The following is a 15,084-nucleotide window of genomic DNA, read 5'->3' as shown; positions in this document are numbered from 1 at the left end:
CGTCCCGGCCGCAAACGGCGGGCTTCCCGCGACAGGACCGCTGCACCATCTGGAAGGATCCACGACATGACTTCGGCCACGGCACGGTTGAGCGTCCGCACGCTCAACCGTGCTCTGCTGTCCCGGCAGTACCTGCTGCGCAGACTCGACCTGCCCGAGCGCGACGTGGTCGAGCACCTGGTCGGCATGCACGCGCAGATCCCGACCGGCCCGTACATCGGCCTCTGGTCGCGGCTGCGCGGGTACCGGCCGGAGCGGCTGTCCACAATGGTCGCCGACCGGCAGCTGGTCCGCACGGCGCTGATGCGCTCGACCATCCACCTGGTGACCCCGGACGACTGCATGACGCTGCGCCCGCTCGTGCAGCCGGTGCTCGACCGCGACCTCTACACGAACTCCAGCCACGGCGCGGTCGTGAAGGGCCTCGACCTGGACGCGGTCGTGAAGGCCGGCCTGGAGCTGCTGGACGAGCAACCGCGCACGCCCGCCGACCTCGGCAGGGCGCTGCACGAGCGCTGGCCGGACCGCAAACCGGACACGCTGGCCTACGCGGTCCGCAACCTGGCCGCACTGGTGCAGATCCCGCCCCGCGGCACCTGGGGCGGCACGAGCCGCACGATCCACGCCTCCGCGACCACGTGGCTGGACCGGCCGGTCGACCCGGCGCCGTCGGTGGAGGCGATGATCCGCCGCTACCTGGCGGCGTTCGGGCCGGCGAGCGTCAACGACGTGCAGGCGTGGTGCGGCCTGACCAGGCTGAATGAGGTGGTCGACCGGATGCGGCCGTCCCTGCGGGTGTACCTGGACGAGAACGGCAAGGAGCTGTTCGACGTGCCGGAGGGTGAGCTGCCCGACGACGGGGTGCCGGCGCCGCCGCGGTACCTGCCGGAGTTCGACAACGTGCTGCTCTCGCACGCCAACCGGGAGCGGATCGTCCCGGACGGGCTGTCGTTCGCCGAGTGGTGCCGCCGGTACGGCCTGATGATGACGGTGCGCGGCGGCGTGCTGCGCGGCAACCTGCTGATCGGCGGGCTGTTGCAGGGCATCTGGCGGGTGGACAAGGAGAAGAAGGCCTACACGCTGGTGGTCGAGCCGTTCACCAAGGTGTCCAAGAAGGACCTCGGCGCCCTGGAGAAGGACGGCCACGCGTTGCTGGGGTTCGCCTTCCCCAAGGCCGAGTCGTTCGCCGTGCAGGTCCTGCCGAGCCGCTGACACGACAGCACGCCCGCTCCCCTCGGGGAACGGGCGTGCTTTCCGGCGTGCTCAGAAGAGCTTGATGACGGTGGTACCGCTGTACTTGCGGTTCAGCAGGTCTGCGAACGTCTGCGGCAACGCCGGGACACCGCCCTCGACCACGGTGTGCGGGAACGAGATCTTGCCCTCGCGCAGCCACTCGCCGAACTGCTTGTTCCACCCGTCGAGCTGCTCGGGCGTGTGGTAGCAGGCGAACGGGCGCAGCTGCAGCTGCTTCGGGATCGCGGCCAGCAGGTTCAACCGCGGCTGTGCCCCGTCGCCGGCCCCGAGCTGGCCGGACAGCGCACCGCACAGCGCGAACCGGGCGAACGGCGCGGCCAGCAGCACCGCGGCCTCGAACTGCTCGCCGCCCACGTTGTCGAAGAACACCGTGATGCCCTCCGGGGCCAGCGCCGCGAGCTGCTCGACCGCCGGTCCGTCGTGGTAGTCGAACGCGGCGTCGAACCCGAGCTCGTCGACCAGGTAGTCGACCTTGGCCTTGCTGCCGGCGCTGCCGATGACCCTCTTGGCGCCGCGGGCCTTGGCGATCAGGCCAGCCATCGACCCGACACCGGAGCTGGCGCCGGACACGAACACGACGTCGCCCTCGCCGACACCGGCCATGTCGGACATGCCGAGCCACGCGGTCGGCCCGTTCGACAGGAAGTACTCGGCCGACGGCAGCTGCGCGCGGTCGCGCCGGAAGAACGTCTCCGCCGGTCCGGTGGCGTACTCGCGCCAGCCGTAGCCGTTCTCGACCAGGTCACCCACGGCCAGCTGCGCGCTGTTGGACTTCACGACCGTGCCGACCACCCGGCCCCACATCGGCTCGCCGATCTTGAACGTGGGCAGTGGCACGGTCGTGTCCTGCACCAGCAGCTCGCGGGCACCGGTGCCGAGCGACTGCCACTCGTTGCGGACCAGCACCTCGCCGTCACCGGGCTCGGCGATCTCGACGTCGACGACGGTGAAGTGGTCGGCGCGCACGTCACCGTCCGGGTAGGACGCCAGCCGCACTTCCTTGCCCGTCGCCGGAATGGTGTAGTCGGTCATCGGGGGATCTCCTTAGGACGGTTACCAGGTGACGGGAAGCGAGAGCACGGTGTGGTTGACGTCGCCGTGCTGCCACCGCAGCGACGACTCCGGGACGGCGAGGCGCAGGCCGGGGAAGCGGCGGACCAGGCCGGTCAGTGCGATCTCCAGCTCGATGCGCGCGAGCTGGGCGCCGAGGCAGCGGTGGATGCCGTGGCCGAACGCGACGTGGCTGCGGGCTTCGCGCGTGACGTCCACGCGGTCCGGGTCGGGGAAGACGGTCTCGTCGTGGTTGGCCGACGTGAGTCCGAAGAGGACCAGCGCGCCCTCCGGGACCACGGTGCCGCCGAGCTCGACGTCCTCGGTGGCGATGCGCGGGAAGCCCGTCGTGTCGGTGCCGAAGAGGTTCACCACGCGCAGCAGCTCGTCGACCGCATCGGGGATCAGCTCCGGCCGCTCGCACAGCAGCCGCCACTGGTCGGGGAAGTGTTCGAGCAGCGCCAGCACGGAGTTCGCGATCTGGCTCGCGGAGGAGTCGAAACCCGCGCCCAGCAACGTGAAGCCGAACACCACGAGCTCCTGCTCGGTGAGCTGGTCGTCCTCGTCGCGCGCGGTGATCAGCGCCGACAGCAGGTCGTCGGCCGGGTTCTCCCGCTTCACCTCGATGAGCTCGGCGATGTACTGGCTCAGCCGGGCGATGCCCTCCTGGATCTGCTCCGGCGGGCCGCCGACGGCGGCGAACTGCCTGGCCCAGCCGTGGAAGCGGCCGCGGTCCGCCGCGGGCACGCCCAGCAGGTCGCAGATGACGGTGAGCGGCAACGGCGTGGTGAGCGTCGCGACCAGGTCCGCCGGCCGCTCACTCGCCTCCAGGTCGTCGAGCAGGCCCTCCACGACCTTCTCGATGTGCGGCCGCATCCCCTCGACGCGGTGCGCGGTGAAGACCTTCATCACGAGCCTGCGCAGCCTGCTGTGCACCGGCGGGTCCGTCGAGATGATCATCTCCGGCGGCACGAGCGACATGCCGGGGAACGGTTCGACACCGCGGTGGAACGTCTCGGCGCGGCTGAAGCGCGGGTCGGTCGACGCCGCCTTCACGTCCTCGTACCGCGTCACCAGCCAGACCTGCCTGCCGTCGGGCAGCGCGACCGGCGCCACCGGGCACTCGGCGCGCATCCGCGCGTACTCGGGGTCGGGGCCGAGATAGGTCGAACCGGGGAAAGGGAACGTGAGTGCCACCTCTGGAGCGACCAACTCGAACACCTCCGGGTTTGGCGTGGCGGGGACCTGAGTGGCGGGCGCGCATCGCGTCCCGAAGCCTCACCACACCCCCTCGAAACGGCCTCGCCCGCCACTCGAACCCGTGCGGCCGTCTTCGAGCCGTGTTCCGGCTCACTTCCAGGCAGCGGTGGAAATCTCGCGTTACCCGACCAGGAGGACGAGTCATGACCACAGGTGCCGCCGTGTCAGGCACAGAAGCCGAGGAGACGTTCCCCTACAAGCGGCAGTGCCCGTTCACCCCTCCCAAGCAGTACGAGGAGATGATCGGGGAAGACGTGTCGCAGGTGACGTTGACGGGGTCGGGTCTGCGGATCTGGACGATCACCGGCTACCACACGATCCGCACCATCCTCACGGACCCGCGGATCAGCGCCTCCCGCAAGCACGACAACTTCCCGTTCTACTTCATTGCGCCGCCGGAGTTCCGCACGGAGACGTCGTTCATCGGCTACGACGCGCCCGAGCACACGGCGACCCGGCGCAAGGCGGCGGTGACGTTCACCAACCGCCAGGTGAAGCGGTTGCGGCCGCGCATCGTGGAGATCGTCAACGACCACATCGACAAGCTCCTGGAGATGGGGCCCGTGGTCGACTTCCACCACGCGTTCTCGCTCCCGGTGCCGATGACGGTGATCTGCGAGCTGCTCGGCATCCCGCACGACGAGCACGAGTTCTTCATCAAGCACGGCACCTGCCTGCTCGGCGGGCACAGCACGCCCGAGCAGCGCCAGGCCGCCATCGTCGAGGTGAACGCCTACGTCAACGACCTGATCGCGATCAAGGAGCGCGAGCCGGGTGACGACCTGCTCAGCCGGGCGATGGCCGAGTACGCGGCGTCGGGCGAGGAGTACACCAAGCGCGACCTGTTCAACATGATCCGCCTGCTGATGAACGGTGGCCACGAGACCACCGCGAGCATGCTCTCCCTCGGCACCGCGTGCCTGCTGGAGAACCCGGACCAGCTCAAGCTGCTGCTGGACGACCCGGAGGGCATGATCGACTCGGCGGTCGAGGAACTGGTCCGCATCGCCACCATCGGCGACACCGCGATCCCGCGCGTCGCGCTGGAGGACATCGAGATCGCCGGCAAGGTGATCCGCAAGGGCGACGGCATCCTGTGCCTCGGTCTCGCGGGCAACCGCGACCCGGAGGTCTTCCCCGAGCCGGACAGGCTGATCCTCGAACGCGGCACCCGCAAGCACCTCGGGTTCGGCTACGGCCTGCACCACTGCATCGGTGCCGACCTCGCGCGCCTGGAGATGCAGATCGTGTGGACGACGCTGTTCCAGCGCATCCCGAGCCTGCGCCTCGCGAAGCCGTTCAACGAGATCCCGCGCAAGGAAGGCGCCGTCATCTACGGCCTGTGGGAGCTCCCGGTCACCTGGGACGCATGAGAAGGGGGCCACCAATGGCCAAGATCACCTACATCCAGACCGACGGCACCTCGACCATCGTCGACGTCAAGGACGGCGACTCCGTGATGCGCGGCGCCAAGCTGAACGGCGTCCCCGGCATCGTCGCCGAGTGCGGCGGGGGAGCGTCCTGCGGCACCTGCCACGTCTACGTCGACAAGGACAACACCAAGCCGTTGTCGGCCATGCACGCGGTCGAGGACGAGCTGCTGTACTGCACGGCCAGCCCGCGCTTGGACAACAGCCGGCTCAGCTGCCAGATCCCGGTGTCCGACGACGTCGACGGGCTCGTGGTGCACGTGCCCGAGAAGCAGATTTAGGAGAAGAGCATGACCGCCTTCGTCACGGGCGCCACGAGCGGAATCGGTCTCGCCGTCGCGCAGTCCCTCGCCGCGCAGGGCAAACCGGTGTTCGTCGTCTCGCGCAACCAGGAGAACGTGTCCTCGACGGTGAAGCAGCTGCGCGAGGACGGCTACGAGGCCGACGGTGCCGCGTGCGACGTCACGTCCACTGAGGACGTTCACGCCGCCGTCACCAAGGCCGTGGAGAGCTTCGGCCGCATCGACGTCCTCGTCAACAACGCCGGCCGCGGTGGCGGCGGTGAGACCGCGTCGCTGGACGAGAACATCTGGCTCGACGTCGTCGAGACGAACCTCAACAGCGTCTTCCGCGTCACCAAAGAGGTGTTGAGCACCGGCGAGATGCTCAAGGGCTCGTGGGGGCGGATCATCAACATCGCGTCCACCGGTGGCAAGCAGGGTGTCATGCTGGCCGCGCCTTACTCCGCGTCCAAGCACGGCGTCATCGGCTTCACCAAGGCGGTCGGCCTGGAGCTCGCGAAGACCGGCATCACGGTCAACGCGGTGTGCCCCGGTTACGTCGAGACGCCGATGGCGAGCCGGGTCCGCCAGGGTTACGCCAACTACTGGGGCGTGACCGAGGAGGACGTGCAGGAGAAGTTCAACGCGAAGATCCCGCTGGGCCGCTACTCGACGCCGGAGGAGGTCGCCGGGCTCGTCTCCTACCTGGTGACCGACACCGCGTCCTCCATCACCGCACAGGCGCTCAACGTGTGCGGCGGGCTGGGGAACTACTGAGATGGCCGCCGCGTCGTCGTCAGTGGTCGTCGTCGGTGCCGGCCAGGCCGGAGGTCAGGTGGCGGTGTCCCTGCGCGAGCAGGGGTACCGCGGCCCGATCACGGTCGTCGGTGCCGAATCCGTTGCGCCGTACCAGCGTCCTCCGCTGACGAAGGCGTACCTGGCGGGGAGGACCGATGTCGAGGGACTCCTCACGCAGAAGCAGTCCTACTACGCGGACAACGACATCGACCTGGTGCTGGACGACCCGGTCGCCGTGGTCGACCGGGCGGCCAGGGTCGTCGTGTTGAGCTCCGGCCGCACACTGGAGTTCGGCGACCTGGTGCTCGCCACCGGGGCGGAGCCGCGCACCCTGCCCGGCACGTTCTCGTTGCGCACCATCGCCGACGTGGACGCCGTGCGGGCCCGTCTCGACGGCCCCTCGCGGGTCGTCGTCATCGGCGCCGGGTTCATCGGGCTGGAGTTCGCCGCGGTGGCGCGGGAACAGGGCCACGACGTCACGGTCGTGGAAGCGTTGCCGCGTGCGATGGCGCGCGCGGTCACCCCGTTCACCTCGGCCCACGTCGTCTCCGCGCACGAGCGGTCGGGCGTGCGGATCCTGCTCGGCACGCAGGTGAAGTCCGTGCGACCGGACGTGGTCGAGCTCGCCGACGGCACCCTGCTGCCCGCGGATCTCGTCGTCGCGGGCATCGGTGTCGTCCCGAACACGGAGCTCGCCGCCGGCGCCGGGCTGACCGTGGACGACGGCGTGGTGGTCGACGCGCACCTGCGCACCGACGACCCGTCGATCTACGCGATCGGTGACTGCGCGCGGTTCTCCAGCCCGCGCGCCGGGCGCCGCATCCGGCTGGAGTCCGTGCAGAACGCCGTCGACCAGGCCGCCTGCGTCGCCGCGTCGATCACGGGCTCGGCCGAGCCGTACACCGGCCTGCCGTGGTTCTGGAGCGACCAGTACGCGGTGCGGCTGCAGATCGCCGGCCTCGTCGACGGGCACGACCGCACCGTCGTCACCGGCGACCCGGACGGCGGGCGGTTCTCCGTCTTCTGCTTCCGCGGCGACCGGCTGCTCGGCGTGGAGGCGGTCAACAAGCCCGCCGACTACATGATGGCCCGGCGGCTGCTCTCCGCCGGTGGCACCGTTTCCCCGGACGTCGTCGCCGCTCCCGGCTTCGACCTCCGCACGTACGTGCAGGGCGGCGCCGTCGCCGCCTGACCACACCGCTCGACTCGCGCTCGGCCGGGAAACCTTCCCGGCCGAGCGTTGTGCGTTCCTGAAACCGGGACGCCGCAACGACTTCCGCCCCCTCGAACCACCTGGGTTCGAGGGGGCGGAAGTCGTCGCAGGGGTTCTCAGTCCACCCAGGAGGGCTTCTCGGTGATCTCCAGGACCGCGCAGCCCCAGCTGTAGCCGGCACCGACGCCGACCAGCACGACCCGCTGACCGGGCTTGGCCTGGCCGGTGTCCACGAGGTGCCCGAGTCCGGCGAACTGGTCGCCCGCGCCCAGGTGTCCGACGGTCCGGCTCCACTCCCACGTCGTGCGCGAGGTGTCGATGTCGTAGGGCCGCAGGTAGTTCACGTCGAGCCGGCGGCGCCCGAAGTGGGGGAGCACGACCCAGTCGGCGTCACCCATCTTCATGTCGGCGTCGGCCAGCGCCTCCTCGATGGCCACGTTCTGGCCCGCGTTGGCCTTGTTGATGCCGTAGGACAGCCCGTACTGCCTGCTGAACGTGTGCTTGGCCGCCTCGAAGTCCACCGGCATGCGGTAGGTGAACGGGGCCGGCCCGAACGGCTCGTCGCCGCGGTGCAGCGGCTCCAGGTCGGAGTCGGCGTGCACGGCCAGCGACAGCAGCTGCGCGTAGCCGCCCCGGCGGGACAGCACGATCGCGGTCGCGCCGTCCGCGTAGGGCGTGCCGGGGTCGGTGCGCCACCGGTCGATGCCGGGCAGGCAGAACCGGTCCGCCGTGGTCAGCAGGGCGTCCGCACGGCCGTGGCGCGACGTCAGGTACGACACCGCGAGGTCGAGCGCCGCCATGCCGCCGTTGGACATCTGCCGGATCTCCAGCGCCAGGCAGCCGTTGCGCACGGTCTCCCGCTGGATGTAGGAGGCGACCGGCCACAGGTCCTGGCCCTGGTGGTAGGTGTCGGCGTGCAGGATCAGGTCGACCTCCGCCGCCGTCGACCCGGCCCGCTCCAGCGCCGTCGCCGCGGCCGCGACCGCCATCTCCGCGGCCGACTCCTCCGGCGACACCGCGACCGACACGACGTCGGTGCGGGCCACCAGCTTCGGCTCGCACTCGCCGGAGGCGATCGCGTCGGCCACCGACAACGTCGACGGCAGCCGGATCCCGTTGCCGCGCACGTACACGTTCTCGTTGATTCGCACCGGTTCAGATCTCCTTCAACGCCCGTGCCACCCGCACGACCCGATTTGCCTGCACTTGCGCTGCCTGCAGCGCCTGCTCACCGACGCGGAGGTTGTCGCGCCCCAGCACGTGCGACGTGCCGTAGGGGTTCTCGTTCAGACCGGGCGGCACGATGATGCCGCCGAAGTGGCAGACCATGTTGTAGATCGACACCAGCGTCGTCTCCATGCCCCCGTGGGCGCTGCCGCCGGAGGTGAAGGCGCTGTAGACCTTGTCGGCCAGCTGACCGCGGAACCACGCCGGCCCCAGCGTGTCGATGAACTGCTTGAGCTGGGCCGACATGTTCCCGAACCGGGTCGGCGTGCCGAACAGCACCGCGTCGGCCCACAGCACGTCCTCGACGCGCGCCTCCGGCACGTCCGCGGTCTCGGCCAGGTGGGCGGCCCAGGCGGGCTTGGAGTCGACGGCGGCCCGCGGCGCCAGCTCGGCCGCCCTGACCAGCCGCACCTCCGCCCCGGCCTTCTCAGCCGTCTCCGCCAGCTCCGTGGCGATCCGGTGGATGGTGCCCGTCGAGGAGTAGTAGACGACGGCGACGTTCACATTGAGGTCCATGTCGGGTTCCTCGGGGTCGGAGCAGCCTCGGAGTGTGGTGCTCACACCCTCGCGGGCCGCTCTCGACGTCAGATCGAGCGCAGGTCGAAACACTGGGCATAATGTGTCCGCATCGGGGTTGAGGGGACATCGCGGATGATCAGGGTCTTGCTGGCCGAGGACATGCACATGGTCCGGGGCGCTCTGGTGGCCCTGCTCAACCTCGAGCCCGACATCGAGGTGGTCGCGGAGGTGGACTCCGGCGACAAGATCGTGGCCATGGTCCGCCAGCACCGGCCGGACGTCGCCGTCATCGACATCGACCTGCCGATCCTGGACGGCCTGACCGCCGCCGGGACGATCCGCGAGACCCTGCCCGAGGTCCGCACGCTGATGCTGACGAGCCTCGCCCGGCCGGGCACGCTGCGCAAGGCGCTCGCCGCCAGGGTCGACGGCTTCATCCTCAAGGACGCACCACCCGCCCAGCTCGCCGCGGCCATCCGCGACGTGCAGCAGGGCAAGCGGGTGGTGGACAGCCAGCTCGCGTTAGCCGCCTGGGACCAGGGCGAATGCCCGCTCACCGACCGTGAGCTCGACGTGCTGCGGCTGGCCGCGAGCGGGACGGACGCACCGGACATCGCCCAGGTCCTGTCGTTGTCGGTGGGCACCGTGCGCAACTACCTGACCATGGTCATCAGCAAGCTGAACGCCCGCAACCGGGTCGACGCGATCCTGATCGCCCAGGACGCCGGCTGGATCTGACGGGCCTCAGCGCGACAGCGGGATCTCCGCCTGCAACCGGTAGGTGTCCGGGGAGATCGCGCCGGCCTCCAGCGTGCCGCCGATGTCGGCGATGCGCGCGGTCAGGTTGTCGATCCCGTTGCCGCCCGCCGCGCTCGCTGCGGGTTCGCGGTGCCCCGTGAGCCCGTCGTTCACGATCACCATCGTGAGCCGGTCGCCGCCGCGCACCAGGCTGATCTCGCAGTGCTCGGCCTTGCTGTGGCGCAGCAGGTTCGTCACGCCCTCGCGCAGCACGGTGGCGAGCGTCGTGCGGACCTCCTGCGACAGCTCGCACTGGTCGAGGTTCATGCTCACCTCGATGTCGGCCGCCGCGAGCAGGGCCCGCGCCGACTCCGTCTCGGTGGCCAGCGAGAGCTCGCGGTAGCTCGACGCGACCGCGCGGACGTCGGCGAGCGCCTGCCGGGAGATCTGCAGGATCTCGGTCAGCTCCTGGCGTGCCCGCTCGTCGTCCTTGCCGATCAGCCGGCGGGACAGCTCGCTCTTCAGCGTGATCGCGGAAAGGCTGAAGCCGAGCAGGTCGTGCAGGTCGCGGGCGAACCGCAGGCGTTCCTTGGTGACGGCCAGCTCGGCCAGCTCGGACCGCGCGTCGTGCAGCTGCGACACCATCGCGCGCAGCCGGGTGATCGCCCAGACGACGAGACCGATGTTCGTGGTGGAGATGAAGCCGTAGGCGCTGCTGACGAGGTCGCCACCGCCCGGCTCGAAGGTGTAGAGCAGCCCGACGCTGACGACGATGGCCGCGAACGCGACAACGCCGGTGCGCGGCGGCAGCACCAGCAGCGCGACACCGGCGAGGAAGCCGGGCATCCCCAGCCACGGACTGCCGAACACGAGGATCGGCGTGTAGGTGAGGACGAACATCGCCGCCAGCAGCCCGTACCCGAGCCGGGAGCTGACCTCGATGTCCGGCCTGCCGAAGTAGCCGAGCACCAGCACCAGCGAGCACACCACGCCCGCCCCGGCGAGGAACATCGACGGTTCGGGCAGGCCGGAGTGCCACACCAGGGTCAGCGCGCCGGTCGTGTAGCCGATGAACAGCACGGCCGTCAGCAGCGTCGCCAGCCTGGGCGCGATGCGGGGTGCGCGGCGGCGGGTGGCCGGCGGTGCCGGTTCCCACGACTCGGCCGGGCCGCTGCTGCGCGCGGGGACCTCGGCCCGCAGCCGGTAGGTGCCGTCGGCGCGGGGGCCCGCGGTGAGCGTGCCGCCCAGCGCCTCGACGCGGCCGGCGAGGGTGCCGATGCCGTTGCCGTGCTCGGCGGCACGACCGGGCGGGACGCCGTCGTTGACGATGTCGATGACCACCGCGTCACCGGCCGGGGAGACCGTGATGGCGCAGTGCTCGGCCTTGCTGTGCTGCAGCACGTTCGTGACGCCCTCGCGCAGCACGGTCGCCAGCAGCGTGCGCACCTTCGGCGAGGCATCGCCGGTCCGCTGCGCCTCGACCGTCACGGCCAGGCCCGCCGCGTCGAGGACGGAACGGGCGGACGACAGCTCGTCGTCGAGGGAGAGCTCGCGGTAGCTCGACGCCACCGAGCGGACGTCGGCCAGCGCCTGCCGGGAGACCTCGATGACCCCGGACAGCTCCTGGCGCGCCTCGTCGGCGCGGCCGGCCATCATCCGGTGGACGACCTCGGTCTTGAGCGTGATCGCGGAGAGCCGGTAGCCGAGCAGGTTGTGCAGGTCGCGGGCGAACCGGAGGCGTTCCTGGGTCACGGCGGTGCCGGCGAGGGCGGACCTGGCCTTGTCGAGCTCCTCCACGAGCGACCGCAGGCGCGACAGGGCGTACACGACCAGGCCGGTGACCATGACGATGTTCGCCGTGTACGCGACGTGCGCCAGGTCGTGGTTGAACCGCCACTGGGCCGCACCGGCCGCCACGCAGACGGTGACGAAGACCGGCCACGCGATCGCGGGGCGCAGCACGAGCACGGCGGAGCCCGCGAAGAGGCTGACCATGGTCGTCCAGCCCTGGCCGAAGACCGCGAGCCCGCCGAACGACAGCACGCCGTGGACCAGCAGCGCGATCAGTCCCGCCCGGCCCCGCACGTCGGCGTTCGGGTTGCTGATGATCCGGAACTGCAGGAACGCGATCGCCAGGAGCGTCGCCGCTGCCATGAGCAGGGTGTGCAGCGCGGTCGTGCCGGCGAGCACGTAGGTGAAGGCGCTGACGAAGTAGCCGCTGAAGACGACGCAAAGCACCAGCAGGACGAGCCGTGGGGCGATCCGTGGGTACTCCCGCCGGACATCAGGGTCCGGGCGAACTGCCACATCCACTCCTTGCCGAGGGTCCGAGGCGTCACCGCTGGCCATGCTACCCATCAGCGCACGCCGCCGACCCGATTTCACCCGGCGGTAACACGATGAATCCCGCGCCCGCGATGTAGGCGACGACGTCGGCCACGATCAGCCGCTCGACCTGCAGGTTGTTCGCGATCTCGGCGATCGTGGACGACGGCGAGTGCATCAGCGACTTCGCGATCTCGGTGGCGGGCGCCCGGTGCAGCGTCACCTGGTAGTCCAGACCGGGGCACACCATCGCCTGGTCGCCGTTGAGGCCCTCGATGCTGGTGTCGGCCAGGATGCTGATCGGCTGCGAGTGCGGGATGTGCGGCAGGGTGAAGACCGCGTCGCCCGCGATCGCCACCACCGAGAGGATGGGGCCCACCCCGTCGTCGAGGCCGAGCGAGGGGATGACGCAGCCGCCGAGCTGGTCGAGCGTCTGCTTGAGCCTGCGCCACATCTGGCAGGGCCGCCCGGTGCCCGACTTCCAGCTCACGAAGTTCTCGTGCAGCGCGGGGATGTTCTCCAGCGAGACCGGCCCGAGCGTCATGCGGTGCAACGCCTCCAGCACCACGGGGCTCTCGTCGTGCAGCAGGATGTCGCCCCACCGGCCGTGCACGGTGAGGTGGCCGCGTTCCGGATCGCTCTCCACGACCGCGTCCTCGAGCAGCGACCACAGCGGCCGAGCCGAAGGGATGTGTGATTTCACGGCAGTACCCCGGCTTCCGCGGAAGTGGATCACATGAACATCGGGATCGGGTTCAGCTCGTCGTACCTCGCCGGTCTCTGTGCACGTCCCAGTGCTACCGGAACGTCGTAGAGCCGCCCTGGAGCGAGCCTCGACCAGAAGGGCCGCAGGCCGGGAACGATCGTCTTGACAACAGGTAGTCCCACGTCAGGCCGGGTCTGGTCGAGCACGAGCAGCTCCATCCCCGCCGTCTCGATCCGTTCGCGCACCGTCCGCACGTCCTCGCCGAGGTCGGGCTGGCGCGCGTAGGCGTGGCGCGGGGCGGGCGCACCGCTGGGCGCGAGGTAGGGCTGGTTCTCCAGCGTCGCGCCGCCCAGCCAGTCCCGCAGGTCCACGTCGAGCGCGCGCCGTCCGGCGTCGTCGAGGCCGAGGATCGCGGGCATCACCTGGTTGAGCTCGGTGAGTGCCCTGCGCAGTGCGCACCGCGGGTCCAGGTGGGCGCCGAAGCCGAACATGATGTCCTCGCGCGGCCCGTCGATCCGGCGGGACACCGCGGCCAGCACCGGCACACCGAGGTCGGAGGTCACGTCCAGCACCCACAGCTCCCGGCCGAGCTCGGCGTAGACCTCGCGCAGCTCGTCCACGAACGAGTCACCCGCGGCGTCCAGGTCCACGGCGGGCACGGAGCTGCGGTTGTACCACCACAACGCGACCGCGTCGCGTTCCACGAGCTCCAGCACGCCCTGCAGCGTGGCGTCCTCGACGCTGCTGCCCGCCGCGCACCCGTTGGAGCTCGCCACGATCGACGGCGGCGTGGGCGCGCCGTAGTACAGCGACGAGGTCGGCATGAGCTTGTGGCACTGGTTCGTCAGCGACCACACCGGCGTCCAGTCGAGCACGGCGTTCTCGTCGAACGGCTCCGCGACGTGCTGGAACGGCGAATGCGCCTGGTTCCACTCCGTCCGGTGCTCGAACTGCCGCGGGTGGTAGAGCTGGAAGGTGTCGGGGTGCACCGCCTCGTCGCCGAGGGTGCGGAGGCTGCCGCGGACCCGTGCCTCGTCGCCCTGGTAGCCGGCGCTGTAGCGCTCCAGGGCCTCGCACAGGGCGCCGACCTCGGCGTCGAGCGCCGTGACGCCCTTGCCGCCGTTCTCGCACCGCAGGGTCGAGCGCAGTCCCTCGAACCCACCGGCGCCGGCGGCGTGGTTCAGCCCGGAGCGGTAGGCGTGGAACATGCCGGGGCCGCGCGAGTCGCGCCGGACCTCCTTGACCACGCCGGTGAAGGGGCTGATCAGGTGGCGGTACGCGTCGAGCACCTCGCCGGGCGTCGCGGACCGGTGGCCGCCGCCGTCGCGTGAGCGCTTGGGCCTCGGCCCGATCACGACCGGCCGGTGCGCCTGCTGCCGCACGAGGTCGGGGTCACCGCAGTCAGGACACTGCGGCAGGGCCCTGACCTGGTGGTGCGAGGTCCGCAGGGTGAGGCTGTCGCACGCCCACACCTCGCGCTGGCCGGCGTGCCGATGACCGGCGAGCCACTTGGTGGCCTCCAGCGAGGCGACCTCGACGGCGGTGGCGGTCGCGGACGGCAGCCGCACGTCGGGCCTGGCCGCGGGACCGCGCTGTCCGCAGCGGGCCTGGACGTGCGCCTCGGCCGGCCGGTTGGCCGACAACCGGGTCGCGAGGCAGCGCCAGCAGGCGCCCTCACCCGGCGTGAAGATCGGTCCGACCCACACCTGCGTGCCGGTCGGCTTCGTGAGCAGCCACGGTGTGCCCGTGGCGCGGTGCGACTCCTCGACCTCCCGCAGGCCGGGTGCGAGGTAGTCGTCGCAGACCACGACGGTGAGTGCGGCACCCTGCTCGTCCTCGGCGCTGAGGACGAGCCCCGCACGACGCAGCGACCTGGCCATCGAGGCGGTCTCCGCACCGCCCACGGCGACGAGTCGCACGCGTGCGGTGGTCGTGTTGGTGAGCGCGCAAGCGGCGTCCAGGCCCGCCGCGTCCCAGTAGGCCAGCGTCGCCGCACGGGTGGCGGGGTCGCCGGGGTGGTCATCGGGTCCACGCGTGCCGATGAGCCCGGCGGCACCGAGCTGCGTCAGCACGCGTCCCACGTGCTCGGCGGGCACGTGCTCGGGCATCTCGCTCAGCAGAGCGGTGAGGTCCCTCGTGCCGTCGAGCAACGGGGCTATCACTTCCACGTGCGGCCCGCGCAGCGCCGTCACCCCGTTCTCGGAGAACAGGTAGACGGCCTCCCCGCGCACGATCTCGGTGCGCAGGTGTCGTTTGAACCCGATGAGCTCGCTCACGGCCTGG

The 15,084-nt window shown here is 70.7% G+C and carries 13 protein-coding genes; 6 read left to right on the top strand and 7 right to left on the bottom strand.

Annotated elements, in window-relative coordinates; all coding sequences use genetic code 11:
• The first annotated feature begins 66 nt into the window (after positions 1 to 66).
• Entirely contained in the window at positions 67 to 1,212 is a 1,146-nt protein-coding gene (locus ADL03_RS33815) for a winged helix DNA-binding domain-containing protein (RefSeq protein WP_053737670.1), read from the top strand.
• A 51-nt stretch (positions 1,213 to 1,263) separates the two neighbouring features.
• Here ADL03_RS33815 and ADL03_RS33810 read toward each other — a convergent pair whose 3' ends face one another.
• Both ADL03_RS33810 and ADL03_RS33805 read right to left on the bottom strand, forming a co-directional pair.
• Positions 1,264 to 2,286: an NADP-dependent oxidoreductase gene (locus tag ADL03_RS33810; protein ID WP_053737669.1), complete on the bottom strand. Its 1,023-nt coding sequence runs from the start codon at positions 2,284 to 2,286 to the stop codon at positions 1,264 to 1,266.
• A gap of 21 nt (positions 2,287 to 2,307) precedes the next feature.
• Positions 2,308 to 3,516 (bottom strand): cytochrome P450, encoded by a 1,209-nt coding sequence (locus ADL03_RS33805; protein ID WP_197288882.1) that lies wholly within the window; start codon positions 3,514 to 3,516, stop codon positions 2,308 to 2,310.
• A gap of 209 nt (positions 3,517 to 3,725) precedes the next feature.
• Between ADL03_RS33805 and ADL03_RS33800 the strand changes: the two genes are divergently transcribed.
• From ADL03_RS33800 to ADL03_RS33785, 4 genes are read left to right on the top strand one after another with little or no spacing between them, the layout of a single operon-like run.
• Complete coding sequence (locus tag ADL03_RS33800) at positions 3,726 to 4,937, top strand: cytochrome P450 (RefSeq protein ID WP_197288881.1); 1,212 nt, start codon at positions 3,726 to 3,728, stop codon at positions 4,935 to 4,937.
• 14 nt (positions 4,938 to 4,951) lie between these two features.
• On the top strand, positions 4,952 to 5,275 hold the full coding sequence (locus ADL03_RS33795; RefSeq protein WP_053737666.1) for a 2Fe-2S iron-sulfur cluster-binding protein: 324 nt from the start codon (positions 4,952 to 4,954) through the stop codon (positions 5,273 to 5,275).
• 9 nt (positions 5,276 to 5,284) lie between these two features.
• Positions 5,285 to 6,052, top strand: a complete 768-nt coding sequence (locus tag ADL03_RS33790) for an SDR family NAD(P)-dependent oxidoreductase (RefSeq protein WP_053737665.1) — start codon at positions 5,285 to 5,287, stop codon at positions 6,050 to 6,052.
• A gap of 1 nt (position 6,053) precedes the next feature.
• Complete coding sequence (locus ADL03_RS33785) at positions 6,054 to 7,265, top strand: NAD(P)/FAD-dependent oxidoreductase (protein ID WP_053737664.1); 1,212 nt, start codon at positions 6,054 to 6,056, stop codon at positions 7,263 to 7,265.
• 137 nt (positions 7,266 to 7,402) lie between these two features.
• On the opposite strand, the gene ADL03_RS33780 is transcribed toward ADL03_RS33785, so the two are convergent.
• Both ADL03_RS33780 and ADL03_RS33775 read right to left on the bottom strand, forming a co-directional pair.
• The gene (locus ADL03_RS33780) at positions 7,403 to 8,437 is read right to left on the bottom strand and encodes a ketoacyl-ACP synthase III family protein (protein WP_053737663.1); all 1,035 of its coding nucleotides are present in this window, start codon (positions 8,435 to 8,437) and stop codon (positions 7,403 to 7,405) included.
• Between the two features lie 4 nt (positions 8,438 to 8,441).
• Positions 8,442 to 9,029 (bottom strand): NAD(P)H-dependent oxidoreductase, encoded by a 588-nt coding sequence (locus tag ADL03_RS33775; protein WP_053737662.1) that lies wholly within the window; start codon positions 9,027 to 9,029, stop codon positions 8,442 to 8,444.
• A 135-nt stretch (positions 9,030 to 9,164) separates the two neighbouring features.
• On the opposite strand from ADL03_RS33775, the gene ADL03_RS33770 reads away from it, so the two are divergent.
• Positions 9,165 to 9,770 carry a DNA-binding response regulator gene (locus ADL03_RS33770; protein ID WP_053737661.1) on the top strand — a complete coding sequence of 202 codons (606 nt, stop codon included), beginning with the start codon at positions 9,165 to 9,167 and terminating at the stop codon, positions 9,768 to 9,770.
• Between the two features lie 6 nt (positions 9,771 to 9,776).
• Here ADL03_RS33770 and ADL03_RS33765 read toward each other — a convergent pair whose 3' ends face one another.
• The 3 genes from ADL03_RS33765 to ADL03_RS33755 are packed head-to-tail and all read right to left on the bottom strand — an operon-like array spanning position 9,777 to position 15,077.
• A complete protein-coding gene (locus ADL03_RS33765; protein WP_197288880.1) occupies positions 9,777 to 12,077 on the bottom strand; it encodes a sensor histidine kinase in 2,301 nt (766 codons plus the stop codon).
• Between the two features lie 43 nt (positions 12,078 to 12,120).
• Positions 12,121 to 12,798 carry a hypothetical protein gene (locus ADL03_RS33760; protein WP_053737659.1) on the bottom strand — a complete coding sequence of 226 codons (678 nt, stop codon included), beginning with the start codon at positions 12,796 to 12,798 and terminating at the stop codon, positions 12,121 to 12,123.
• A gap of 29 nt (positions 12,799 to 12,827) precedes the next feature.
• Positions 12,828 to 15,077, bottom strand: a complete 2,250-nt coding sequence (locus tag ADL03_RS33755; protein WP_053737658.1) for a TOMM precursor leader peptide-binding protein — start codon at positions 15,075 to 15,077, stop codon at positions 12,828 to 12,830.
• Positions 15,078 to 15,084 lie beyond the last annotated feature (7 nt).

The organism is Nocardia sp. NRRL S-836 (genome assembly GCF_001279525.1).
Classification (GTDB): Bacteria; Actinomycetota; Actinomycetes; order Mycobacteriales; family Pseudonocardiaceae; genus Lentzea.
This window is presented reverse-complemented; position numbering and strand designations above follow the sequence as displayed.

Excerpts from the sequence above, each read along its gene's own strand:
- ADL03_RS33815 (WP_053737670.1), top strand. The coding sequence starts at position 67 with ATGACTTCGGCCACGGCACGGTTGAGCGTCCGCACGCTCAACCGTGCT.
- ADL03_RS33795 (WP_053737666.1), top strand. The coding sequence starts at position 4,952 with ATGGCCAAGATCACCTACATCCAGACCGACGGCACCTCGACCATCGTC.
- ADL03_RS33785 (WP_053737664.1), top strand. The coding sequence starts at position 6,054 with ATGGCCGCCGCGTCGTCGTCAGTGGTCGTCGTCGGTGCCGGCCAGGCC.
- ADL03_RS33790 (WP_053737665.1), top strand. The coding sequence starts at position 5,285 with ATGACCGCCTTCGTCACGGGCGCCACGAGCGGAATCGGTCTCGCCGTC.
- ADL03_RS33770 (WP_053737661.1), top strand. The coding sequence starts at position 9,165 with ATGATCAGGGTCTTGCTGGCCGAGGACATGCACATGGTCCGGGGCGCT.
- ADL03_RS33810 (WP_053737669.1), bottom strand. The coding sequence starts at position 2,286 with ATGACCGACTACACCATTCCGGCGACGGGCAAGGAAGTGCGGCTGGCG.
- ADL03_RS33775 (WP_053737662.1), bottom strand. The coding sequence starts at position 9,029 with ATGGACCTCAATGTGAACGTCGCCGTCGTCTACTACTCCTCGACGGGC.